Below are 24,864 nucleotides of genomic sequence, written 5' to 3' on the forward strand. Positions count from 1 at the left end.
GCCCTGCTTTTTACAAACGATTTACACAATTCCCTCTCGGCATCAGCTACTAATAACTTCATGGTAGCTGTGATCTTGTTAACCAGCCCCTGACCCACCACCATGAGAACATTCAAATTCGGAATCTGCCTCTTTTTCGCACATTTAATAGCGGGAACCGCACTCATCCATGCGCAGGAAAACCCTTCTCAAGCCGCCCAAGCTGCCGAGTTGATCCGGGCAAAACAATATCCGGAAGCGTTGAAAATCCTCTCCGGTGATTTGGCTGCGCTGGCTGAAAAGGATGCAGCCACCTCCGAAGACCAGCTCATGCTGCTGAAAGCGCGGGCTCTGTATTTCAACAAGCAACATGCGGAATCAGAAAACACCTGCGACGCGCTTACTCAACAATTTCCAGCAAGCGAGTGGAGACATAAGGCGAATTTCCTCAAGGCACATAGCTTGGCAGCACGGGGTGATTACCAGGCAGCCCTCAAGATTTACGAAGACGAATCGAATCGACTGTTTTCAGAAAATCGCAAGGACGAGGTGGCCAATAGCCTGCTGGGATTTGCCGACATTTTTGCGAAGATCCCTGCACCCGAAGATCTTGATGCGCCCAAGCCGGATTTCCAAAAAGCGTATAACCTCTACAAGGAAGTGCTCGACCTGCAGTGCTCTGCCAAACTCAGAGAACTAGCTCATTTTAAAATGGTTCGCATGTCCGGGCATCTCGGGAACTGGCCTCAGGTCATCCAGGATTCTGCAAGCTACCTCTCACTCCACGATCCTACTTGGCGCGGAGAAATGCAGAGCCAGCAGCGGCTCACATTTCAAAAAAACACCACCGCCACGGCGGCTGGAGAACACCGCAGCGAGGTGAGGTTTCGCATGGCTGAAGCACTCCACCGCAGTAATCAGCGCCCACTCGCTGTCCGCTATCTGGATGAGCTAACAGAGCTTATGGAAGCTGGAAAACTGGAATCTCCACCCGCTCTCCCAGCTGCTACGGCCTGGCTGAAACTCATGGCCATGCGTCTGCAGGGTGGCCGCAGTAACGACGTAGCTCTTTGGGTTGAAACAGCCAAAGCCTACCTGAAAAAGTTCCCCAAACACATCCACGCAGAGCAAACCGCCTTCATGATTCCAGACATGCTGGCCAGTCATGGAGAGGAGGAAAAAGCCATCACCGCTTATCAGGAGTTTCTGAACAATCCTCTTCCTGTGGAAGAAAACCCAGTTGCCTTGAAAAAGGAAACTCGTGGGGAATTTGCCAAACGGCAGGAAAAGGCGGCCCGTCATCGTGAAGAAGCGAGTTACCAAATCGGGGCAATCCATTTGCAACTCAACCAATTTGAAAAAGCTCGGGTGGCGTGGAACCAAACTGCGAAAGACTTTCCTAACGGAACTCGCTGGGCCGACAGCCAGAAGGGATTGGTCGATATCGACTACCAAGAAGCGATCCACTCCATCCGCGAGATTCACAGCGGTGATAAGGAAAACAGAACAGCAGCCGCCGAAAAGTCTGCCAACCTACTGACCCAATTCCTGAAAGCACACCCAATTTCACAACAGGTCCCAGAAATCTTATTCTTGTTAGGTCGCATACCCCACCAGCTAGCGCTCGATCTGGATGAAATCAAAAGTCCGACTGATGCCCAGATTGCCGAACAAAAAGCTCTATTCAAAAAATCGATCACTGTCTGGGACGAACTGCTTTCCAAATATCCCAAGTCAGGTCAGGCAACTCGTGCCAGAGAACACATCGGTATCATTTACGAGCAACGTCTCGGAGAACTTGAGAAGGCTCTATCGATTTACAAACAAACCAACAGCCCGTTGGCCCGGGCTCAGCAGAGCTTACTAACTTCGAAACGTCTGATCGCCTCCAGCCCAAAGGTTTTCCGAAGCGATGAAAAACCAGTCGTCACACTCAACCTTCGCAACATCGAGAAAGTCACCATCCGTCAGTACTGGCTCGATCTCGAATCTTATTTCCGCAAGGCCCGCAAACTAGGCAACATCAGCGAGCTCGATGTCGATCTGGTGGAACCCGATAAACAGTGGGATGTCGCCATCGAAGGATATCAACAATACCTGCCACTTGAGAAAAAAATAAGTATCCCATTTGCCGGGAACAAACCCGGTGTTTGTGTGGTCAAGGTCGAAGGTGGAGGCTTCATTTCCACCACGGTGATCGTCCGCAGTGACATTGACATTGCGGTGCGCTCCAGCAGAGATGAGCTGTTAGCTTTTGCCACCGACTGGCTGCAGGGCGGAGCCCCGGCGAGTGATGTCAAACTCTTGATCGCGGACGGCGGTAAGATCGTAGCCACCGGCAGCACTGGCAAAGATGGTGTGCTGCACCTGAAGTCAGAAAAGCTGGCTGAAATCAATGACCTCCGCGTGCTTGCACTCTCGCAATCGGGAGCCGCCACCTGTGATCTCGACCTGAGCCGCTTAGTCGCTCCTCCCATGCTGCTCGATAAGGCGTGGTTCAATACCCCACAGCAGTGGTATCGCCCTGGAGACACGGTGCAGCTCTCAGGCCTGCTTCGCACGCCTAACAATGGAGTCTATCAAATCCCTCCGGAAGAACACCGGCAGTGGAAGTTACGTTGCGTCGACATGAACGGAGGCAAACTAATCCACGAAACGGATATCACCCTCAACGATCATGGTAGTTTCACCACCCAATTCCCCATCCCACGTGGCATGAGCAACGGCACGATCACCGCCACCCTCTTGCGCACAGAGAAGGATAAACCGATCGAATTCAACACCACGATCGTTATCAAGACTCAACAACGCAACCGCGTTATTCTGACACTCGATTTCCCAAAAACATGGACTACCCCGAACGAAAAAGTCACCGGCAAGATCACCGCCCGCTACCATTGGGGAGCTCCGGTAAGCGATCGGCGGGTTGAGGTCATTCTACCTAACAAGACACAACTGGATGTCACCACCGATGCCGAGGGCAAGGCCACATTTGACTTCGACACCAGCATGCTAGCATCTGGCAGCGTCGCAGCTTTCCAAGTCACCATGCCATCAGAATCGGCAAACAAGGTTCAGCAAATATTGGACATCGATCCTCTAGGTTTCAGCATTGAGGCGGAACTCTCGCACGGCACCATTGCATCAGGCGAAGCATTTGAAATCATCGCCAAAACCCTGCTCCCCGATGGCAAGCCAACATCTCGCGAACTGACCTTGGAAGTGGTCAAACAGCACGTCAGGAAAAGCGACCCCATTCTGGACAATGATAATATTCCGGAACTCCCGAACAGCGTGAACAACCCTGCTCAAACAACCACCTTCCCCGTTTCCAATCTCCAGGAAACTATTGTGCAAACTCACAACTTGAAAACGGATGCTGGAACTGGTCTTGCGAAACAATCGATCACTTTGGAGCAAGGCGGCCGGTTCATCCTCAGAATTCGTGGCACGGATGCTCGTGGCCGATTGGTCTTAGCCGAATCGTTTATTGAGATCTACGGCAGTGAAAGCCGACAAAAACTTCGCCTGTTAGTCGATAAAAACAAACTTCGCGAAGGAGGGGAAGCAAAGATCGATGCTTGGTCGCGACTCGACTCTCCCAGCCACGCCCTGCTCAGCATTGAAGCTGATTCATTGGTGGAATACCGCGTGGTGAAACTTGCACCAGGCAAGAACCCTATCACGCTTCAGCTCAGTCAGCGCCATGCACCGGTTTTCAGAGCCGCCTTGATGACGATGCACAACCGCAAGTTCTACTCCAGCGATGAGATCTTGCCCGTTGAGCGCACCTTGAAAGTCGTGACAAAAATCGACGACCTCGATGAAAACAAGGAAATCAAACCCGGTGGCAAGCTCAAAGTGAACGTGAAAGTGTTAGACGGTAACGATCAGCCGCAGGAGGCGGAGGTATCGCTCGCGCTGATTGATAACCGCGACGAGCACAGCGTCATCGAAGATCATCACTTCATCCGCAGTCACCGACTGGCCAGCTTTGCAATGGGAACCAGTTGTGGCCTGCGCCACCAAGGAACACAATCTGCGGTAAACCTTGCGCTGCGAGCCGAAGAAGAGCGTCTGATTGATGCCCCGAACCAGCCTGCCCGACGTGCGCAAAATGACATCAATGCTGCCATTGGCCTGATGGCTCAGCGAGTCGATCAAATCCGCAAACATCTCTACATGGGCGAAGGTTATTTCAACCTCGGTAAATATGACCTCGCCACCAATGAGTTCCAAAAGGTTCTGCAAGCGGACAAGTATAACAAGGCTGCGCGTCGCTGGCTGGAGCGAGTCTCGGCGGTTCAGTCTGACTACTACCGCGCCGCGTATGATCACACCAGAGCCCGGCTATTGAGCGAGGTCGATCGTGCCTGGGAACAACAAGGAGGAAATGGCGATCCCTTTGCCGGCGGCAACGGTGGTGGCGGGGATCCATTCGGCAACGACGCCAGCCAGCAAGGGTTCACGACGATCCCAGGTATACCCGCTGGCTCGAATAGAAACGTATCCAACACAGCAACAGGAGGTTTACGATCCGGCGATTTTGCAACTAGCCGAAACAGCATCGACGCCATCCTCAACAACCCAAACAGAAACAGCATCGATGCGGTGTTAGATAATAGGAATGGTCGAGGTTTCCTCAACAACTCAAGCAATGCCAACTGGTATACCTACAATATGCGCATAGCCGGTGAGAAACGCGACAGCTCCCTACAAGATGGCCGCATCGACCGCTTCAAAAGTCGCTCACTGGTGAGCAACACTCTTCATACTCACGAGCCAACACTCATCTGGTCGCTCAGTCAGCAGTTCGTAAGCAAGCAAGGCAACGATTTGGAAATCCCTCTGCCCGATGAATCCGGCAGCTGGAAACTTCTCACTCATGCATCCACCGATAGCGGAATCCTCGGACAACAGGTTGATCTCATTCACACCCGCCGACCTTACGATCTACATGTCCATACGCCGACGATAGTCATCGAAGGAGACCAGTTAGCTCCTGTGATTTTGCTCACTCGCAACAACACCGATGAAGCTGAAACCATTTCACTCAATCTCACCGCCAAAGCTGGAGGGCAAGCAGTTACCGAGTCCAAACACAGTCTTGAATTTGCGGTTGGGGAATCGACGAAATCAATCACCACGAAAGCCTTTGCCGTACCCACCACAAACTCGCTGATCTTGGAAGTCACTGGTGACAAAGATCTCAAACTCACTAACACCCTACCCATCCGCCCTTGGGGACTACCAGTGGCAGATCGTGGCAGCGTGGTTCTAACACCAGGAAAACATAGTATCTCTGTCGAATTTCCAGCTGCAGTCAGACAAAAAGAAATGAAGCTTCAGATCATGCCCAGCATGCCATCCGCCCTGCGCAATCTGGCACTCGCTCCTCAAGCGCCATGGTGCGGAACGCGCATCCCCTTCCGTCAGGCACACGCCGCTGGAAAGCTGTTAGCCGTAGCCGCTGTCATCGATCACAACCGTCGCATCGGCCTTGGTGATGAAGATATGACCGACTTGATTAGCAGAGCCAATCAACTGGCGGCTGAATTGACCGTGACGCGCAACAAAGACGGCAGCTGGCCGTCGGTTCGTGGTCGCAGCGCCGGAGACCTCAGTATCAGTGCCATGGCATTCGAAGCTCTAACGCTTGCTGAAAAGCTCAACCTGACTGTGGATAAGCCTACCTTGCACATCGCCCACACATGGCTGGAGAAGCAGCAATCAGGGATCGCTTCGAATGACGTCGACGCCAGATCGCTGGTTCAGTACACGCTTTCCTGCGCGGATGCGGCTGACTTCTCAACCTGCAATCGGCTGTTCCGCGAACGTGGTAAGCTGGGAGATGCAGGCAAAGCCCTCTTGGCCGCAGCCTTCGTGAATTTGAAACGCCCCGACCACGCCAAAACTCTGTTAGCTGCGATGGTAGAACCAGAGAAATGGGAAAATAAAAGCAACCGCATCCTCTGCACTCGGACCTACATTGCCGGGCGCGCCCTGACTGCAGCAGCTACAGTGATGCCGGAAGATAAAATGACTGGGGTTCTGCTCGATGAGGTATTCATCAATGCTGGTGCGGGTGGATTCACCTCGGATTTGGATCGTGGAGCCGCATTGGTCGGGCTGGCCCGCCATGAGGAAAAGGCAGATGCTGCTGATGCGCGTATCGCGGTCAGCCTGAATGGTAAAGCTATCGGGGAATTCACCACCGACCAACCTAAACTGATGGCTGACATCAGTATCGACCCCAAGCTGTTAGTAGACGGAAAGAACACACTCACTTTCAGCACAGAAGGAAAAGGTCGTCTTCTCGCCGCCGCCACGATCAACGGCTTTGCGCCCTTACCTGAAAAACACATCATCGATGAGAAATTCAGCATCACCAACCACCGCTACTACCGCGAGGGACTCAGCTTCCAAGGCAAGCGCCTGAGTTCCTGGGGCACATCTCCTGCCAAAACCGTGAACAAAGGTGAACGTGTGCGCGTGCAGTTCACAGTCAATCACCAGCGCAGCAACGAGCGTGAAGTGGTGTTAATCGAGCGTATTCCAGCTGGCTTTGTTTACGAGACCGGCACTCTGAAAGGAAACCACAGCGGTGCTAGAATCGAAAACAATCACCTGGTGATCACCTTCGATGGCTGGTTCAAGCATCGTAGCTTTTCTTACAACATCATCGCCCGCCATCCTGGAACTTGGCGACAGCCCCCTACCCTGCTGTTACCACTTCGGACACCCGCCGACTCCGTTCATGGAGAGCCTGGCTCGCTCACCGTGATCGGAGCCGAGGAGAAAAATCCAGATGCTTACGTCAAAAACATTTCCGAACGCAGCGAGTTAGCTGGCTTGTATTTCAAACAAGGCGAGCTCGAAAAGGCCCGAGTCGAAATCATGGCGATCCGGAAGGAACGACCTGACTGGGAAAACGTCAACAACTCGCGTATTCTACTATGGGTGGAAACCGCCAGCGATCAGCCTGACGCAAAGCTGTTAGTGGAGTCGTTCGAGATCCTCAACGAACGTTCTCCTGACTTGGTGATTCCTTTCGACAAGATCCTCAAAGTGGGTAAAGCCTATCAAACTCTCAAGGAATACGAACGTGGCCTTGAGGTCTACACAGCCACGATTGAAGCTGGTTATGCCAAGGACACCTACATCGGTGTGGCGCTTGAAGATCAGGGACGCTTTCTCGATGCTGTCGACTATCAGAAATCACTCTGGCTGCTCTACCCTGACGAAGGCGCTATCGCCAACGCTTGGTTCGCTCTTGCCCAACAGGTCTACCAGAAGTCCCCCGAGGCCAAAAAAATGCAACCTCGCCAAGGTAAGAAAGACAGCCCCACAGAGATCCAACTCATCGGCGAATCGGCCACACTGTTAGAATCCTTCCTCCTTGCCACACCGGAGAGTCCCTTGGCAGACGATGCCGCCTTCACCTTGGCCAACGTGCTTTTCTCACTTAAAAAATTCCAGCAAGTGGTGAAGCACGCGAACGCCTGTGTCACACGCTACCCTGAGAGCAAGCACGCCGGCAGCTTTCGCTACATGGAGGCACTCGGCAGTTTCTGGCTACGCGATTACGACGCCGCTCTCAAGGCAGCCTCGGAAGTTGCCCAAGGTTCGTCTGAGGATAAAAACCTAGCCGCCTACATCACCGCCCAAATTTACCACGCGAAAGGTCAACCTCTGAAAGCCACACCTTGGTATGATCGGGTGAAGGAAATCTATCCGGATGCTAGAGAATCGATCGCCTACTTCGAGCAGAAGATGGTCAGGCTCGATGAAGCCAAGGTCCTCAAGTCTGGCGAAAAAGCTGAGTTAAAATTGCATTTCCGTAACATCAAGGAAGCACACCTGCAGATCTACCGCGTCGATCTGATGAAACTCTACCTCCGTGAAAAGAGCCTCAGTAATGTGGCCAATGTCAACCTCGCAGGCATCGCCCCCAAACACGAACTCACTGTCGAACTCGGCAATGGTCAGGATTTCCAAGACCGTGAAAAATCAGTCACCCTGCCGGTGAAGAACGATGGCGCCTACCTCGTAATTTGTCGCGGCGACTATCTCTACACCTCTGGGCTGGTATTAATCACCCCCTTGAAAATGGAGGTGCAGGAGGATCTCTCTGCCAGATCTCTGCGAGTCAACATCAGCGATCAAGGCACGGGCAAATACCTCGACAATGTGCATGTCAAAGCCATCGGTGTTAGAGACAGCAAGTTCAAGTCCGGCGAGACTGATCTGCGCGGTGTCTGGAAAGCCGAGAACATCACCAGTCGACCCACGGTCATCGCCCGCGACGACAAGGGACGCTATGCCTTCTACCGCAGCCAGAGTGAATTCACCTCATCCCCTGCTGAACCACAGGCAGCGCAGCAGGAAAAAGCCAAGCCTGACTTCAAAGGCAACCTGCAAAAGAAACAGCTTCAGCTGAATGAAGACAATGCCAAAGCCTACGATCAATTGCGCCGCAGCAAGGGCAAGGGGGTTAAGGCCAAAGAAGCGATCAAGAAATGAGGAGCAAGGGAGCCATTGTAAATTGCATGTAAATTCGGTCCTCCCCGCCCCACAAACCGGCCTTATTATGCTAAGGTTCATTTCCTGAATCAAACTCCATACCATCATGAAAAATACCATTCCAACCATTGTCACGGCACTCGGTGTCAGCTGCCTCTCAGCCTCTGCCTACGAACTCCATGAGTGGGGAACATTCACTAGCGTTTCTGGATCTGACGGGGTGCTACTAAACGGCCTGCATCACGAAGAGGAAAGACTGCCATTTTTCGTGCGAGCTCTCGACGGAATGCAGAACCGCGGCCCTGGCATGGTCAAGGGCCTGATCCGACCGCTCAAGAACGTCACTATCAAGATGGAAACACCGGTGATCTATTTCTACTCAGATGAGCCTTTCACGGCAGAGGTAAAAGTCGGCTTCAACGGCGGCTCGATCAGTCAGTGGTATCCCGAGCGAAGCGCCGGAGAAACAGTGCCCAAGATCGCAAAGCCCCTCGGTTTCGACAGCTCGCTGATTCCCCCATTCGCCGCCCTGAAATCTGATGTGTTTAAACTCGCAGGTGGGATTGATTTCTCCGAGAGCAGATCGGGATCGATCGAGTGGAAGGTTGATGTGTTAGACCTCAAAGCCGATCGAGGCCTTGTTTTCAAACCAGGTGAAACCCTCAACTGGCTGCGACCACGTAATCCCAAGGCAAATGTATTAAAGGTCGGTGAGCAATATGAGGACTATCTGTTTTACCGAGGTGTAGGCAACTTTCCGCTACCGATCAAATTCACCGTGGACACGAATGAGACACTGACCATTTCCAATCTCAGCAGCGACAAGGTGCCTTTCATGTTTGTGCATGAGGTCACCAATGAGGGCGTTACACGTTTTCACTCCATCCCTAACGGACTCGCGGCGTCTGGCGTTATGAAAGTCACAACAAGTGATCTGCGCGAGCACACAGACTGGCATCGCCCTGTCTATCAGGAAATGTTCAAAGGTCTGACTGGAACTGGACTAACAGCAGAGGAGTCACACGGAATGATCCAGACATGGTGGGACAGCTACTTCAGCCGCCCCGGACTCCGCGTGTTCTGGGTGATGCCTGGCAGCGACACAGAAAACATCCTTCCTTTATCCGTGAAACCGGCTCCTGAAAAAATCGTGCGCACGATCGTCGGTAGAAGTGAAATCATCCGTCCATCCATGGAACAGAAAATGGTGAAGGAGTTTCTGATCAAAGACCCCAAGAAAAGCAAATGGGGGCAATACCTGCACGATCGTTTTGGCCATGCCTATCAACAGCGGGTCAAACAACTCCTGCCAAAAGAAACAGCAGGAAAATGATCCGGTGACATTCCAATCTTGCCGAACCCAACGCTGCGCATAGGATGTGAGACACGTCTATGCGCATCGTTTTCACAACCACTCTGCTAGCTGCCGCACTCTGCATTTCATCCAGAGCTGATACCGAGGCTGTATTAAGAACTGATCAATTACCTGAGGCGGGCAAGACGCTGGTCTGGTCGCCATTGTTTCAGGCGTCATGGGACGTGCTCAACAGTCGGCGTCAGGGGAAATTGGTGAAAGTGGCACCAGCGAATGACTTGATGACCCACCTTGATTCATTCAGCTGGAAAGAAGCCGAGGTCATGCCGGAGGGCGGTTACGCTGTCTTCGCAGGCCCAGCTACTGCAGAATTTGCCAATGATGTTAGAAATCGTGTGATGAAGCAGTTTAAGTTCGCGATGGCGGAGAGCGAATTACCCAACAGCGCCAGAGGTGATGCCGCCTTCGGTGTGATGATTCGTGACCTGAATTTCAAACAGAACTTCTACCGGTCGCGGAAAAGTCCTCTCGATTTTAAGGACAACACCGGAAAAGTTCACAAGGTGGCATTTTTCGGCACTGCCGGAAATCACAGTAGCCGCTTCGGTAACAACGTCAAAGTTCTGAGCTACGAGGAGCGGGGCAAATCATTCATCCTGAGCATTGCCACCGACAAAGACGGAGAGCGACTGATCATTTACCGGCCAGACCGAGCTCTATCATTCGACATGGCAATCGAACACGTCACCGAGGCTATCAAAGCACCACTCTCAGGACCGACTGGCAGCCTCAGTGACGGTCAATTGCATCAAAAAGACACACTGAAAATCCCCCATCTGAACATCAACTCTAACACTGACTTCACCGATCAACTGCAAGGACTTCGATATTATTCAGGGGAACCCGAGCCATGGTTCATCGCCAAGGCATGTCAGATCACCAACTTCGAACTGTTTGAAAAAGGCGCCAAGGTGCGTGTGCAGACACAAAGTCAGATGGATCCATTCGGTGGCGAACCACCGAAGCCGAAGAAAATCATCTACCTACCGCGCCAGTTCATCTGCGACCAAGCGTTTTTCGTATTCACTTGGAAAGACAAGTCTCCCCTGCCCTACTTCGCCACTTGGGTCGACTCCGGCGATGTCATGGAAAAATTTGCGAAGTAGTCGGATACTTACTTGAGCAGATCTTTGACGCCTTCCGGCATTTTACCAGTGCGCTTATCTCCCTGCATGGTGCTCCAGAGCTTGTTGGTCTTCATTTCAGTATCGCCGCCTGTCTGTAGGAAGAACCCGTCACCCTCTTTACCGGCATCGACATTGGTGGCCGGGTTTCGATCGCCCGTGAAGCGCGCTGTGGTGAGAGGAGTCCAGGTGCCGTCATTCATTTTCGCCCATGTGTTCTGGAAACGGGCACGACGCATGATCTTGGCTGATTTGTAATTGCGGCGGAAGTCCTCGACGAAAGAATAGCCGCCACGGAGTTTAATACCGGTCGTCGGCGTGCGCAGAGTTGTCATATGCTGCCATTGCTTGCGCTGGTTGTCGTAAAACCACCCCTTGAAATCGGTGAATGTCGTTCCATCGACGACGGACTGCTTGGCCTGCACGAGGAAGCGCACGGTTTCGCCGTTTTTCCAATCGTAGTCATAGAAGCTTTGTGCTCCGGTGCCCTCACCTCCAAAACGACCGGTCCTGACTCCTTCGCCTGTTTCGAGGACACGGGCTCTCTTGGACTCCTCGACGGCGTGTTTATCGTTGGTCTGGCTCTTGTCCCACACGGAGAAAATGATCAGTTTTTTGCCATTGGCCAGCTCTTGCATGCCAAAATAGCCTCGATTGAAGCCCAAAGCGCAGAAATACGTGCCCGGAGCGGAGTTCGCGACCACTATTTCGTTATACAGAGCGGTAGACTCCTTCATTTGGTAGCCCAAATGGATGGATCTACATTGACGTTTGGCCTCGTCAGCCAGTTTAGCTGCATCCACTTTTGGCGCCGCGTGCAACAGAGAGGCTACACAAGGGATCAATAAGGCGGATGCAAATACAGGATTGAAAAGTTTCATGGACACAATACTCTCAGGTGCATCTCGATATTTCCACGAATTATTTTCAAATGGATCGAAAACTGACGAAAAAACAGTTGCATTCCCGTGATTCATGAGATAGTTCTCCCGCCCGCGCAGCACCGGACTAGGTGGCTGACACCCATTTCAATTCAATTTTCAACTCAACGCCAGTTATGAACATCATCGATAAAATCGAAAAGGAGCAGATCAAAGACGTCGCAGACTTTAACGTCGGTGACAGCCTGAAAGTCCACTGCCGTGTGGTCGAGGCAGGTAAAGAGCGTCTCCAGATCTTCGCTGGCCTCTGCATCGGCAGAAAAGGCAGCGGCATCAACGCTTCCTACACCGTGCGTAAGATTTCATCCGGTGAGGGTGTCGAGCGTGTCTTCCCTCTGCACACACCACGTGTTGCCAAGATCGAGGTTACCCGCCGTGGCAAAGTACGTCGTGCCAAGCTGAACTACCTCCGCGACCGCGTTGGTAAGCGTGCGCTTCTTGTGAAGTCCGCTGAGTCTGAGTAAATCGACAAAGCTCTCATTGAGCTTCAATTTTTATTTTCAAAAGCCTCCTGTCATGGGAGGCTTTTTTTGTGCAAGCGAAGCAGCAATTGCGCAGTAGAACTCAAAGCAACCTGCTCTAATCTCTGCCAGCCTCTGTGCCATCCACTACCAACATGCGTGTTCCTATTTACTTCACCATTCCAGCCGTCATCCTAGTCACGGCCATTGTTTGGCTTGTCGGGGCAAGGGACAAGGAGTTTATGAAACCGCCTACTCCGGAGCGTCTTGTCGAAATATCTGAAGAATGGGAAAATAGCCGACCGAACATAGCTCCGCCAAAGCCCATCAATGCTGCACTGCTGGCTGACCCCACCCCCATCGTTCCTAAATCACCGGAAGGTCCTCAGGATAAAAAAGACGAAATACTGCCCACTGGTGACCTGAATTTGTCGCCGGCATTATCCGAGTATGGAACACATGGTGATCAAGGCGCTGAGGCCATGATCAAGCTGGCCACTTTTCTGGAAACAAGAGCGGAGTTCCAGCGTGCTTTGTTAGCCTGGGAGCGGGTCATCGATACTACAAATCCTAACGAAGACCAGCGCAAGCAAGCCATCACCGCGATCCAGCGACTACGCGATGCCATGCCACCATGGAATCCGGATCCTACGGCTGATATAACTCTAACACTCCATGCGGGTGCCACGCTGCAGGATAAGAAAATGCTGGAAGACGCTCTACAGACTGTGGCGACATTGATTTCCCAAGCGTCAGGGAATGTCATTAAAGTCGAAACTAAAGCATCCATCGGGAAAAGTCGCGGTATCAAAACACCTCGTATCCCTATAGCTATCTGGTTTTCACGTCCTAGTTCCACAGCCGAGGGAACCACTGCAGAAACTCCGCCAATTTCCTTCATGGCCGACCCCAAACAGCCGGAGGTGCTCGCCAACCAAATAGAAGCCGGAGTCTATGCCCTGCTCCGCACGCATCTTGCTGCGGAAACCAGCTTTTCACCCCTCCCCGAATACCCATCAGGCGTGCAGCCTGAAGAACTCATCAAATACTACATCACCCGGCTGATGTGGCGCGAGTTTGTCAGGAGTATGAAAGAATAGTCCGGTAATTTGGCACAGGCATTAAAAAGCCCCGTTGCCAGCTTGGCAACGAGGCTTGGGTGATTGATTTAAGGGAATCTAGCCGCCGTAGGATTGCTCCACACGCTGGGCGACGTCGCGATATCCGTAATCGACTTCGTAGATTTGTTTGAAGCTGTCTAGTGCCGAGACCTTGTCGTCCATTTCCTCGTGGATCAGGCCTTTTTCATACAGCACCTCTTTCTTGGTTCCGTCCATGCCATGCAGATCGGCCAAGGCATCGGAGAGCTGTTTGATAGCAAGGTCATACATACCCTTCGCTTTGAATGTACGACCTAACAGAAGCAATACACGTGTGCGAATGTGCGGGTTACGCGTCGCCTGCTGAAGGTGAGGAATGGCGGAACTGTGATCGCCGGATTTATAGAGAGCCAAGCCAAGTTCGTAGCGGAGCTGAGGATCGGTCGGGTTTCTGTCGACACGCTCCTGAGCTTCCTTCACCTGCTCGGATGTGCGGTCAGAGATGACCAGCTCATACTGAGCCTTGAGCTCTGCATTGTCAGGGTCAGCTTCCAGGCCTTTGCGGAGTTCTTCGATCTGGAAGTCAGCGGCTTTGTCCTTCATGTAGGTAGCCTTATTCTGGAGGGCCACGTCTTTGTTGGACAGTTCATAGGCATACTGGAAAAATGAGTAAGCATTTGGCCAATCTTCAAGTTGTTCGTAGAGACTGCCGATATCCTTAACCAGCTTGAGGTTCTCATTGTCCGAGGCGTATGCCTCCGAAAGCTTGGCAAGCTTCTCGAGCATCTGATCACGGGTCATTGCCGCACGGTTCGCAGCCTCCTGCTCTGCGGCATCATCCGAACTCTTCATGACATCGCGGAAACTCTGGGCCTCTTCCCACTTCTGCTTCTTCATCGAGGCACGAGCAGTGGCGTCTTTGGCGCCTTTCACAGCATCAATGTCTGCGCTGTCTTGCTTGACGATATCGTTATAAACGTCCGCAGCTTTGTCCGGCATATCGCGAGCGAGGTAGTGCTCAGCGAGTTTATGCAGAAGTTTGGTGTTTTCGGGAGATCCACTGCGTACGGTTTCCAGTGAGAAAGCTGCTGTATCAAGTAGGTTCATGCGCAGAGCGCAGTCGAAAAGCATATCATTGGCCTGCCCATCGAATGGAGCCTTCGCAAGCTCCACTTCAAGTGCCATCATGGCAGCAACAGGATCTTTTTTGCCTAACGAAGGAATCTTCATCAGTGAAAGGCCACTGCCTCCGAACAGACCTTTTTTCTTTTTCTTGCCTGCATTCTCGGAAGCCGCTGCGTTCCGTGCCAAGCGCCGTGCGTCTAGAAAGCCTGGGGCCTCCTTCAGCACAGCATGACAAAGGCTGATCGAATAGGTGTAGTTTTTCAGCTCAAAGGCACTCTGAGCCTTGAGCCAGAGAGCTTTGATGTTTGCGGGTAATTCGGCTTCGGTAACTTCTCTGAGTTCGTCGGACATGGTCATTGATTGGGTTCGCTGATACGCGGCATGTGTGAATGCCTAGGATGTATCACTACGCTACGAATCATGTCCAAATGTGCCTCCTTGGCAAGCCCCCTCGCAGACTTTTCTCATTCCTGATAGCCGACCTTAATTAATAGTGAGTAAATCAGGTCAATCCAGCTGGTTATTGGATCCCTATTTCTTGGCAACTTCCTTACAAAATGTGCCCGATGACCTGTGATAGTTGGTATCATTGTCTAGGTGCTCAGCTTAGTGAGGCAGACCTCGCATGTAGTATCCGTCTTCCGCGCCGACATTGACGACCTGTCAAACATACACTGCGCCGTTCCCAAGCACGGTGAGACTGGATGCAACAGCGCCTAAAAAACCCGCAGCTGCTGACGGCAACTGCGGGTTGGGAAAGAGTGTTGTGCGAGATTACTTTTTACGACGTAAGATCAGTGCCAATCCACCGAGGCCGAGCAGCGCTGTGGAGGATGGCTCGGGAACCGCAGCAGCTCGAATCTGGGAAATACTAAGCACCTCGTCGTAGATCTTTAGTTCGTCCATTTCGCCGATAAATTGCTCCTGACCGTTGCTCGTGGAGCCGAATCGGTAATTATTGGCAGTTTCTTCATTGAACCCACCTGCGTCTGCGTCAATCCCGAGTGAATTACCATTTAGGAAGAACTCAACGATGTTGTTGTTATAGGTCATTGCGATGTGGGCCCATGTTCCAACAGTCAGACCTGCTGCGGTGGGGGAGTTGTTGTCTTGCCGTCCATTGGTGGTAAATCGCAAGGTGCTGCCGTTTGTGCCAAACGCCCAACCACTGACGCCTCCGACTCCGGTTCCGAAGATGCGTTGGGTACCCGTAGTCGAATCTGGATTGATCCATGCCATGAGTGTGAACGTACCTGTGCCACCACCCGCTGCAGATACGAGATCGCCGATGAGAGCAGGAGTTCCTAGGTTATAGTTACTCCGGTTATTGGTGGTGTTCACCGCGAAATCAATGGATTTGTCAAAATGAGAGGTGACAGATGAGGAAACTGTGAGAGCTCCATAAGTTCCCGGAGTGACAGTGGCTTGACCGTAAACCGAACCTGGCCCGGCAGTCTGTTTGATTCCGGTGAGATTGTTGCCCGAGGAGTCGGCCAGATTCCCTCCAGTTTCATTCATGTTCCAGTAGCCAACGAGGGCTGCTTGGGAGATGGTGCAGGTCGATGCGATGGCGAGGAAAAAAGTAATTTGGGATTTCATATCGTTAAACAGGGAGATCTACTAAACGTGAAACATATTACGAAGTCGATGGTCATTGTTCAACGAAAAATTCTGAGATAAAGTATCCGATTTCACGGTGTGATTCTCATTAGCTTAGCCGCCCTAGCCTCGCTTCCCCATAGAATTGCGTTGACTTCCAAAAACTTTGGGGGATTTTAAAACGCAGATGCAGAAACTTGGATCGATCCTTGTCATTACTCTCCTACTCATCGCCTATGGCCGATGCGTATCGGATCAGTATGGCATCTTGCATACTACCAAGGCTTCTTGCTGTCAGACCATCTGCACTGCATTGAGCCATTGCAATGATCATGCTGAGGACTCGTGCACAGCTGACCACGACTCAGACCAGCAGGACGGTGAACACAACAACGAGGAAAACCCTGCTCCCTGCCAGCTTTGCTTTATTCTCAGCAATGACAGTATGGTCGTTGAAAACGGGGTGAAAATCCCCTGCCCTGCATTGTCTGATTTCAATCCGGCTTTTGATTTTGGCACCGATCTGGATTCTCTAATAGGTAGAATTTCCAGCCTGTTAGCCACCGATCTGCACTTCGTAGATCTCCCCGACCCACCAGCTGAGCTAAGCTCGTTATACCGCTGTATGGTTATGAAAACGACGCCCGTTAGAGGTCCGTCGATTGCTTGATTATAGCTCATCACACAGTGTGATGGCTCCCCGTTGAACGCGCGTTCGTATGGCTCATTGTCATCGTTGCGTCTCTTTCTATTCATCGGTTTCCGGCCCCGTATCTTGACCGGATTTCAAGCAATCAATCATCATGAAAATATTTCTATTGTCAGCGCCAGCCCGTTTTCCGAGCCGGCTACGAATGACCATAATCGCTGCCATCATGTGCCTGGCACCTTCGCTCAGCCACGGTGCCGAAGCTCTTGTGGTCTCACTCAACTCAATTCCTGACCGAGTAAAAAAACAGAACCCCGACCTCGCAGCCGCGCGATTTCGCATAGCAGAAGCTTATGGCAGACTCAGGCAATCGGGTCGCCCCAGCAATCCGGAACTCGAAATTGGAGCCGCTCATAACCGGGACTTTCGCGAACGGGCACTGAGCATCGGTGTGGCTCGTAAGTTTCCTGTCACCAATCGGCTGATCTTGGAAAAAGCCGTGTCACTTGCAGCTGTAAAAAAAGCAGAAGCAGAAGTGCGTGAAGTCGAACGTCAACTCGTCGGTGAGTCGCAACAGGTGATGATCAAAATCCTCGCCTTGCGCAAACGCAAGGAACTGTTGGTCAAACAGAGTAAAATCGCCAAGCAACTCGCTGAGTATATCGATGCTGCCGCAAAAAAAGGAGAAGGTTCCATTCTCGATGCCGGCCAAGCTAAACTCGAAGCGGCACAATTCAGTAACGAGATGCGCAGACTCGATGCTGAGTCCGCCGCCCTCACTGGAACACTGAAGCCTTTGTTAGGAATGACGGTTACTGAAGCGTTGGTCGTCAGTGGCACACTCCCGGAAGTCAGCACTCCTGCACGCTCAACCAACCCAGATCGACGTCCCGATTTACAAGCTGCCAGATATGCTATCAAGGAGGCCGAACAAGCGGCGGCTTTGGAAAGAGCCAATAGTCGTGATGATATCGAGGTTTCCATCACAGGCAGTGTCGAGCGCAGTGAAGACGCTCCGGATGGCTATGATACCGAAGCCACCGTTGGCATCGGCGTCAAAATCCCGCTTCCGCTTTATAATAAAAACGAGGGCGCCATCGAGGAAGCTGATGCGCGAAAGAAACGTCGGGAAAAAGAAGCTGAGGCGTTAGCCCACAACATCAGACACCAAGCCGCAGGAGCTCACGGGGAGATGGTGGAATGGGCGAAGCTGACAAGCGAGATAACCGACACCCTGCTGCCACTGGCTCAGCAGCAAGCTGATCTGGCCGATCAAGCATTCCGCAATGGCCAAGGTAATCTGCAAGCATATCTCCGCACTCGCGAACAGCTTCTGAAGCTGGCGTCGTCTCGTCTCGATGCTGTGCGCGAGTTCCACCTTGCTCGTATCCGGTATCAGTCATCACTGGCTCGATAATGTTATTCGAATTCAATCTGTGGTCGTCTTCAGACACTCAAGATCACGCTCTCTAATTTAGTTAGAACCAACCCAACTTTCATCATGACTCATTTATTTTCCATCAAGGCATCACAAAGCGCTGTGGTATTTGCCTGCATCCTAACCGCAGTCCTCTCACCTCTCCATGCCGCAGAAAAAGCACCTGACAACAGCGATGGCTTCATTGCCCTCGAACCGGAAGGCATCAAGAACCTTGGCATCCAATACGCCTTGGCCGAAATCAAGGACTTCGAACGCACAGTTTTCGCCATCGGTCACATCCGCGAGGATCCAAAAAACCATTCCGTTCTCAGTAGCCGCATTGCAGGCCGCATTATCGAAGTCAACGCCTTCGAGGGTGACCGTGTGAAAAAAGGCGACGTTCTGGTGAAGGTGGAAAGTCGTCAACCCGGCAGCCCCCCTCCCGTCATTGAGCTACGCGCTCCGCGCGATGGCTTGGTTGTGGCCAGCCACATCCGTCTGGGAGAACCCGTAGAACCTGAAAATGAACTACTGGATATCATGGATCTCAGCGAGGTCTGGGCAACCGCTCAAGTTCCGGAAGACTCTATCAGTAAAATCAAAGCAGGCAGCAAAGCCCACATCCGCATCCCTGCTTTGGGCGGAGAAATCATCGATGGTGAATTGCTCAGACTGGACACCAAAGCCGATCGCGCTGGTGGAACCATTGGCGCTATTTTCCGAGTCCCTAACAAGAACTCACGTCTCCGCCCCGGCATGCGTGCTGAGTTCTCCATCGTGACATCATCTCGGACGAAGGTCATGGCCGTGCCTCGTGAAGCGCTTCAGGGCGATGCGGCCAATCGTGTGGTTTACGTCAAACATGTGGACATCGAGAACGCCTTCACGCGTCTGCCTGTCGAGACAGGTGAAAGCAATGATCGCTACGTGGAAATCGTGAGAGGACTTTTCCCTGGTGATGAAGTCGTCACAACCGGATCTTACGCACTCAGCTTTTCCAGCGGGAGTGGTATTTCTCTCAAGGAAGCGCTCGATGCTGCTCACGGTCATGAGCACAACGAGGACGGTAGCGAACTAACACCTGCTCAAAAACAAGCCAAAGCAAAAGAATCAGCTCCTGCCGAAACCGAAAAAACCAGTCCCACAGTCATCTTTCTCGCATGCTCCACGGGTCTGTTATTGGTGCTGCTGATTATCAGCGGCATTCGTAATGGCCGTGCTCTGAAACAAGCACGCGGGGAAACTGCATCAGCCTGAATCTGATTTTCTAATCAATAACGCAGCAAAGCTATGTTAAATAAATTAATCAGATTCTCGTTAGCCCAACGAGGCTTGATTTTAATCGTCGCCATTGCACTTCTAGCAATGGGCTACTACCGGTCCACGCAGCTTCCTGTGGAAGTGTTACCCGACCTAACAAAACCTACGGTAACTATTCTCACCGAGTCACCCGGACTAGCTCCGGAAGAGGTGGAAACTTTGGTCACCGTTCCTTTGGAAAACAGTCTGATGGGGGTCACAGGGGTCACCCGGCTGCGCGCTACCAGCGACGTAGGACTCTCCCTCATTTTCGTGGAGTTCGATTGGGGAACCGATATCTATCAAGCTCGACAATTTGTCCAAGAACGCCTCATCGGCACAACTGACGATCTGCCTAAAGACGTCGTCCCATACATGACTCCCGTCGCTTCACTAATGGGGAACATCATGCTGTTAGGCGTTACCGATCCATCCGGTTCGATGGAGCAGCGTGACCTTCGGACACTGGCCGACTGGACCATCGCACGACGACTCCAAGGCATACGCGGCATCGCCGAAGTCCTCTCGATGGGTGGAGGAATCAAACAGCTCCAGATCCAGCCTGATCCCAATAGGATGCTCGCCCACGATGTCACATTCGATGAACTGCGTGAGGCCTCCAAGCACGTGGTGAGCAATACCACCGGAGGATTTCTAACCGAAAGCGCTCAGGAAATCATGGTTCGAAATCTCGCCATGACCACCGACCTGGATGCCATAGGAAACACCGTGGTCAAACAAGTGAATGATCGCTCAATCCGGATCAAAGACGTTGCCAATGTGGCATGGGACACCGAGCCCATGCGTGGTGATGCTTCGGCCAATGGAGATCGTGGTGTTGTCATCAGTATCACCAAGTCCCCCGGGTTTGACACACTGGCCCTGACCAAGGAGGTCGATGCCGCTATTGAAGACATCAAAAAAAATCTCCCTTCAGGCATTGTGCTGACTCCGATTTACAAACAATCCGAGTTCATCAACCTATCATTTCACAATCTGGTCGAAGCCCTCTGGCTCGGTGGCGTGATGGTCTGCCTGATCCTGTTTCTCTTTCTAATGAACTTCAGAGTGACGTTGATCACCCTAACATCCATCCCCCTATCTCTGGGCATTGCTGTTCTCGTGTTCGATCTGTTTGGACTCAGTGTCAACTCCATGACGCTCGGTGGGCTGGCCGTCGCGATCGGAATGGTCGTGGATGATGCCATTGTGGATGTGGAAAACGTTTTCCGAAGGCTCAAGGAAAACGCCAGCCGCAATGTGCCGCTGCCCAAGTTAGAAGTGATCGCCTCAGCTTCATCAGAGGTTCGAAGCTCCATCCTCTATGCCACCGCATTGATCATTCTCGTGTTCGTGCCACTCCTAGCACTGAGTGGCGTGGAAGGTCGTTTGTTTACACCGATTGCGATTGCCACCATTGTTAGCATGGCTGCTTCCTTCGTGGTATCGCTGACGGTGATCCCCGTGCTTTCCTCCCTGCTACTAAACCCTTCACCGGGTGAAAAGCATGGCGACAGTTCCTTAGTCAAAGGAATGAAATGGATCTTGAAAAACACCTGGTTGCGTATCGCTCTGGCCCAACCGTTTGCTGTCATTGGAACCGCTGCTATTTTGCTCATCGCCGCAGCTCTGATCTATCCACAGATGGGAAACAACTTCCTGCCCTCGTTCCGCGAACCCACGGCTGTGATTGCCACCACGACCGCTCCCGGAACATCTCTGAAGCAGACCACTGAACTAGCCGATACCGCGAGCAAGATGTTGATGGCTGTCGACGGCGTAAAAACGGTCGGTTACCGCGCTGGTCGAGCCGAACGTGGTGATCATGTTGTCCCCGTATCAACTGTGGAATTTGAAGTCGATTTTGATCCGGACTCTTCTCGCAGCCGAACCGAAATCTTCCAAGAAATACGAGACATCATGAGTGCTAAAAACCTTCCCGGCACATTCTCTGCGATGAGCAGTCCGTTAGAAGACCGCATCGGCCACATGCTCAGTGGTGTGTCCGCCCAGATCGCTGTCAAGATCAAGGGCGACGACCTCGATGAGCTGCGCCGTATCGGCACTGAAATCCAGAATATCGCCCGTGCCATCCCTGGCTTGGAAGAAGCTCGGGTGGAACAGCAGGCTCCCATTCCCCAACTCCGAATCGAAGTCGACCGTGAGCGAGCTCAAGCCTACGGCATCACTCCAGGTGAACTCAACGACCGACTCGCCACTTTGTTAGGTGGCGAGACCGTATCGGAAATCTACGAGGGGCAGCGTATTTTTGATGTCGTGGTCAAGCTCCCGCTGGAATGGCGTGAATCTCCGGAACGATTGGCAAACATGTATATCGATACTACCAGTGGACGCCGGATCCCGCTCAAGAACCTCGCTGACATTCGTCAGGCTAAAGGGCCTAACACCATCATGCGGGAAAACACTCAACGCCGGTTTGTGGTCAGCATCAACCCAACCACCAAGGACCTCGTTTCGTTGGTGGAAGAGCTGCAAAACCAGGTCGCGGCCAAGGTCAATCTGCCCGAAGGATACTTCATCAGCTACGAGGGGCAGTACGTCGCACAGCAAGAGGCCTCCAAGCGGATCGCACTAATGTCAGTGCTGGTGTTAGTGATCATTGCGCTACTGCTCTATTCCTATTTCGGCACTGCCGTGTTCACCCTGCAGGTGCTAGCCGACATCCCCATCGCATTAATTGGGGGTATTGTTCTGACGTTCCTGACTTTGAATAACATCAGCATTGCCACTCTCGTGGGCTTCATTGCTGTGGCCGGTATTGCGGCACGAAATAGTATCATGATGATTTCCCACTACCTACACCTGATGAAACATGAAGGTGAAGGGTTTACTCGGGAGATGATCGAGCGAGGTACCTTAGAACGCCTGGTGCCAGTATTGATGACCGCACTTTCAGCAGGCATCGCCCTGCTGCCACTGGTCGCTAATATGGGATTCCTCCCCTTCCTTCCAGACTCCAATCCATCTGAAGCGCCAGGAAAAGAAATCCTGAATCCTGTGGCCATTGTGATCGTCGGAGGTCTGGTGACTTCCACTCTTCTCGGCTTGGGAGTGACCCCTGCGGTGTTCTGGGCATTTGGCCGCAAAGCCGCCCAACGTGCTCTCGACAATGACGCCCCTGCGGCACAGTAATTTCCCAACGAATCAGAATGACAAATCTTCCTCCAAGCGTAGGATACACAAAACGCTTTATTGAAAAAACAACCATCCATACCTAACTATGAAACTGACATATACCATAGCTGCATTCACAGCCCTGACTTTCGCACTTGTTAGCTGCGACGACAAAAAAACCACAGAAACCGATCCTCACGCCGGCCATAACCATGGCACTGGTGTTCCCCATGACCACGATGGCGACGGAATCCCTGACCATGGCCCTGGAGCTCACGATCACGGTGACGATCATGATGGACATGAAGGCCACGATCACGCCAAGAAAGTCGCCGGGCCTAACGGTGGCCGCATTTTCTCAGGTCCGGATTTCCGCGCTGAGTTCTTTGTTACCGATGACAAGAAAGTGCAGATCACTTTCCTCAACGAGGATAACAAAGCCATCGCTCCTGCAGCCCAGACTGTTAGTGTGATTTGTGGTGACCGCAGCAACCCAACAACACTGAACCCAACCAAGAATGCCGACGGCTCGGCCTTGGTTTCCAGCGCCACCTTGCCCGATGGTAATAACTTCCCCACGATTGTTACCGTGCAAACCACACCAGATGCCGCACCAGCCCGAGCCAAGTTCACCTTGAACATGACTCAGTGCTCATCCTGTGACTACAAGGAATACGCATGCACCTGCGACCACGGACACTAAACCTTCGTTCAGCCAGTCATCGGCCGATTCACTCGGCCGCTGACTGCTCTGCCTAAACCCTCGCTATGAAAACCATTCTATCTGCCATTATTGCTCTATGTTGCCTTTGCTCGCAGTCTATTGCGGGTGGATCTGTCGACCTCGGGCAAATCACCAAGGTTCTGAAAACCGACCCTGGTCTCTGGAAACATCTTGATTCCACATTAAATTTCGACGCTGGCGGTAGCGCCACACGACTGGGACGTCACTGGCCACACCTCGGTGGCGCCCGCATCGGCCCATACGTTATCCGAGTCACCAGTAAGAGTGCTGATAAAACACCCTTCGAACTCACTGTGCACTGCGAGCAAGTCTTCTACGACAAAGACGGAAAAGTGCTGCCGATGAAGAACGGTGAGGTTACCGATGAAATTATCAAGAACACCGTTCGTGTTGGCGAAAAAGTTATCTCCGTTTCACTGGCTCCTTGGAAAGAAGAAGCCGAAGAATAACCGCCCACCCGAAACTCCCAAATAACATGAAAGCCCTACTCGTCATTGCCAGTCTGGTCGCCTCAATCATGATGACCTATGCGGCATCACCGTCCTTGGAAAAGCTGCAGGAGGGAGAGAAGATCAAGGTTCGCTACACCTCACAAGGGTGCTTTCATTCCTCCAACTACCTCATGGATTTTTCACCTAACAAGGTATCCATCTATGAATTTCTGGATAAGAAAAACAAAAATCCCACGAAAATAGGAGAACTCACACTCTCCGACGGCGACACGGCCGGACTCGACAAGCTCTTCGCTTTCTACGGCAATGGCAAAGAAAAGATCGGCTGCACCACGGTCGACAACATCTCAATCACTGTCATCGACAAGGATGGCAATACCAAGGCAACCTATCACTACAACGATGGCTCAGGACAAGCCCATCGTCTGGAAGGCGTCATCACCTTGGGCGAAATTGTCCACAGACTCAGACCATAACCATACATCATGAAAACCTCCCCTCTCATCCTACTCCTGTTAGTTCTTCCCTGCATCAGTCTACAAGCCAAGGAACCCGCGCGAGTATTAGATCCTATCGAGAAATCCGCCAAACATCCCAAAGGCGTGGATCTTAAGTTGATGTCGACTGATAAGACGTACGGATACAGCGATCAGAATGCCATCAAAGTTGGAAGCAAGGAAGAATTCGGAGGACCAGGCGCAGAACGAGAATACCTCAGCAGTCTGCTGGACTCCAAAGGCAAACCCATCACGTTCAAACGTCTAGCCAGTGGTGGCAACAGCCCGGACGGAAAGCCTCTCGACATTTACGAGGTCACCCTCTCTGACGGCAGCAAAGTCATCCTCTGGCTGAACATGTATTACCCGAAAAACAAGCCCGCCAAACAGCCGGCCCCCGTTGGCTTTTACAAAAAGAAAAGCTAAGCACTCCTGCCTCT

The 24,864-nt window shown here is 52.2% G+C and carries 16 protein-coding genes; 13 read left to right on the forward strand and 3 right to left on the reverse strand.

What is annotated here, in order from left to right:
- The first annotated feature begins 102 nt into the window (after window positions 1-102).
- The 3 genes from ACSPJT_RS03810 (at window position 103) to ACSPJT_RS03820 (ending at window position 10,983) form a co-directional block, all read left to right on the forward strand.
- Window positions 103-8,502, forward strand: a complete 8,400-nt coding sequence (locus tag ACSPJT_RS03810) for a tetratricopeptide repeat protein (protein WP_435895042.1) — start codon at window positions 103-105, stop codon at window positions 8,500-8,502.
- A 106-nt stretch (window positions 8,503-8,608) separates the two neighbouring features.
- Window positions 8,609-9,835 carry a hypothetical protein gene (locus tag ACSPJT_RS03815; protein ID WP_435895043.1) on the forward strand — a complete coding sequence of 409 codons (1,227 nt, stop codon included), beginning with the start codon at window positions 8,609-8,611 and terminating at the stop codon, window positions 9,833-9,835.
- Window positions 9,836-9,894: 59 nt separating this feature from the next.
- The gene (locus tag ACSPJT_RS03820; RefSeq protein ID WP_435895044.1) at window positions 9,895-10,983 is read left to right on the forward strand and encodes a hypothetical protein; all 1,089 of its coding nucleotides are present in this window, start codon (window positions 9,895-9,897) and stop codon (window positions 10,981-10,983) included.
- 8 nt (window positions 10,984-10,991) lie between these two features.
- Here the strand turns inward: ACSPJT_RS03820 and ACSPJT_RS03825 are convergent, their stop codons facing one another.
- Entirely contained in the window at window positions 10,992-11,882 is an 891-nt protein-coding gene (locus ACSPJT_RS03825) for a DUF3472 domain-containing protein (RefSeq protein WP_435895045.1), read from the reverse strand.
- 176 nt (window positions 11,883-12,058) lie between these two features.
- Between ACSPJT_RS03825 and rplS the strand changes: the two genes are divergently transcribed.
- On the forward strand, window positions 12,059-12,406 hold the full coding sequence (rplS, locus tag ACSPJT_RS03830) for a 50S ribosomal protein L19 (RefSeq protein WP_435895046.1): 348 nt from the start codon (window positions 12,059-12,061) through the stop codon (window positions 12,404-12,406).
- 152 nt (window positions 12,407-12,558) lie between these two features.
- A complete protein-coding gene (locus tag ACSPJT_RS03835) occupies window positions 12,559-13,503 on the forward strand; it encodes a hypothetical protein (protein ID WP_435895047.1) in 945 nt (314 codons plus the stop codon).
- A 78-nt stretch (window positions 13,504-13,581) separates the two neighbouring features.
- On the opposite strand, the gene ACSPJT_RS03840 is transcribed toward ACSPJT_RS03835, so the two are convergent.
- Complete coding sequence (locus ACSPJT_RS03840; RefSeq protein ID WP_435895048.1) at window positions 13,582-14,979, reverse strand: tetratricopeptide repeat protein; 1,398 nt, start codon at window positions 14,977-14,979, stop codon at window positions 13,582-13,584.
- 423 nt (window positions 14,980-15,402) lie between these two features.
- Window positions 15,403-16,227: a LamG domain-containing protein gene (locus ACSPJT_RS03845; protein WP_435895049.1), complete on the reverse strand. Its 825-nt coding sequence runs from the start codon at window positions 16,225-16,227 to the stop codon at window positions 15,403-15,405.
- A gap of 187 nt (window positions 16,228-16,414) precedes the next feature.
- On the opposite strand from ACSPJT_RS03845, the gene ACSPJT_RS03850 reads away from it, so the two are divergent.
- From ACSPJT_RS03850 to ACSPJT_RS03885, 8 genes are all read left to right on the forward strand, one after another.
- On the forward strand, window positions 16,415-16,897 hold the full coding sequence (locus ACSPJT_RS03850; protein ID WP_435895050.1) for a hypothetical protein: 483 nt from the start codon (window positions 16,415-16,417) through the stop codon (window positions 16,895-16,897).
- Between the two features lie 133 nt (window positions 16,898-17,030).
- Entirely contained in the window at window positions 17,031-18,293 is a 1,263-nt protein-coding gene (locus ACSPJT_RS03855) for a TolC family protein (RefSeq protein WP_435895051.1), read from the forward strand.
- A gap of 84 nt (window positions 18,294-18,377) precedes the next feature.
- Window positions 18,378-19,553: an efflux RND transporter periplasmic adaptor subunit gene (locus ACSPJT_RS03860; RefSeq protein ID WP_435895052.1), complete on the forward strand. Its 1,176-nt coding sequence runs from the start codon at window positions 18,378-18,380 to the stop codon at window positions 19,551-19,553.
- Window positions 19,554-19,586: 33 nt separating this feature from the next.
- Window positions 19,587-22,748 carry an efflux RND transporter permease subunit gene (locus ACSPJT_RS03865; RefSeq protein WP_435895053.1) on the forward strand — a complete coding sequence of 1,054 codons (3,162 nt, stop codon included), beginning with the start codon at window positions 19,587-19,589 and terminating at the stop codon, window positions 22,746-22,748.
- 88 nt (window positions 22,749-22,836) lie between these two features.
- On the forward strand, window positions 22,837-23,433 hold the full coding sequence (locus ACSPJT_RS03870) for a hypothetical protein (RefSeq protein ID WP_435895054.1): 597 nt from the start codon (window positions 22,837-22,839) through the stop codon (window positions 23,431-23,433).
- 65 nt (window positions 23,434-23,498) lie between these two features.
- Entirely contained in the window at window positions 23,499-23,924 is a 426-nt protein-coding gene (locus tag ACSPJT_RS03875) for a hypothetical protein (protein ID WP_435895055.1), read from the forward strand.
- 26 nt (window positions 23,925-23,950) lie between these two features.
- Window positions 23,951-24,403 (forward strand): hypothetical protein, encoded by a 453-nt coding sequence (locus ACSPJT_RS03880; RefSeq protein WP_435895056.1) that lies wholly within the window; start codon window positions 23,951-23,953, stop codon window positions 24,401-24,403.
- Between the two features lie 9 nt (window positions 24,404-24,412).
- Entirely contained in the window at window positions 24,413-24,850 is a 438-nt protein-coding gene (locus ACSPJT_RS03885; protein WP_435895057.1) for a hypothetical protein, read from the forward strand.
- The last annotated feature ends 14 nt before the right edge of the window (window positions 24,851-24,864 follow it).

The organism is Oceaniferula spumae (genome assembly GCF_042849255.1).
GTDB lineage: Bacteria > Verrucomicrobiota > Verrucomicrobiia > Verrucomicrobiales > Akkermansiaceae > Oceaniferula > Oceaniferula spumae.

Coding starts and splice junctions, on each gene's coding strand:
- ACSPJT_RS03810 (WP_435895042.1), top strand. CDS start 103: ATGAGAACATTCAAATTCGGAATCTGCCTCTTTTTCGCACATTTAATA.
- ACSPJT_RS03815 (WP_435895043.1), top strand. CDS start 8,609: ATGAAAAATACCATTCCAACCATTGTCACGGCACTCGGTGTCAGCTGC.
- ACSPJT_RS03820 (WP_435895044.1), top strand. CDS start 9,895: ATGCGCATCGTTTTCACAACCACTCTGCTAGCTGCCGCACTCTGCATT.
- ACSPJT_RS03825 (WP_435895045.1), bottom strand. CDS start 11,882: ATGAAACTTTTCAATCCTGTATTTGCATCCGCCTTATTGATCCCTTGT.
- rplS (WP_435895046.1), top strand. CDS start 12,059: ATGAACATCATCGATAAAATCGAAAAGGAGCAGATCAAAGACGTCGCA.
- ACSPJT_RS03835 (WP_435895047.1), top strand. CDS start 12,559: ATGCGTGTTCCTATTTACTTCACCATTCCAGCCGTCATCCTAGTCACG.
- ACSPJT_RS03840 (WP_435895048.1), bottom strand. CDS start 14,979: ATGTCCGACGAACTCAGAGAAGTTACCGAAGCCGAATTACCCGCAAAC.
- ACSPJT_RS03845 (WP_435895049.1), bottom strand. CDS start 16,227: ATGAAATCCCAAATTACTTTTTTCCTCGCCATCGCATCGACCTGCACC.
- ACSPJT_RS03850 (WP_435895050.1), top strand. CDS start 16,415: ATGCAGAAACTTGGATCGATCCTTGTCATTACTCTCCTACTCATCGCC.
- ACSPJT_RS03855 (WP_435895051.1), top strand. CDS start 17,031: ATGAAAATATTTCTATTGTCAGCGCCAGCCCGTTTTCCGAGCCGGCTA.
- ACSPJT_RS03860 (WP_435895052.1), top strand. CDS start 18,378: ATGACTCATTTATTTTCCATCAAGGCATCACAAAGCGCTGTGGTATTT.
- ACSPJT_RS03865 (WP_435895053.1), top strand. CDS start 19,587: ATGTTAAATAAATTAATCAGATTCTCGTTAGCCCAACGAGGCTTGATT.
- ACSPJT_RS03870 (WP_435895054.1), top strand. CDS start 22,837: ATGAAACTGACATATACCATAGCTGCATTCACAGCCCTGACTTTCGCA.
- ACSPJT_RS03875 (WP_435895055.1), top strand. CDS start 23,499: ATGAAAACCATTCTATCTGCCATTATTGCTCTATGTTGCCTTTGCTCG.
- ACSPJT_RS03880 (WP_435895056.1), top strand. CDS start 23,951: ATGAAAGCCCTACTCGTCATTGCCAGTCTGGTCGCCTCAATCATGATG.
- ACSPJT_RS03885 (WP_435895057.1), top strand. CDS start 24,413: ATGAAAACCTCCCCTCTCATCCTACTCCTGTTAGTTCTTCCCTGCATC.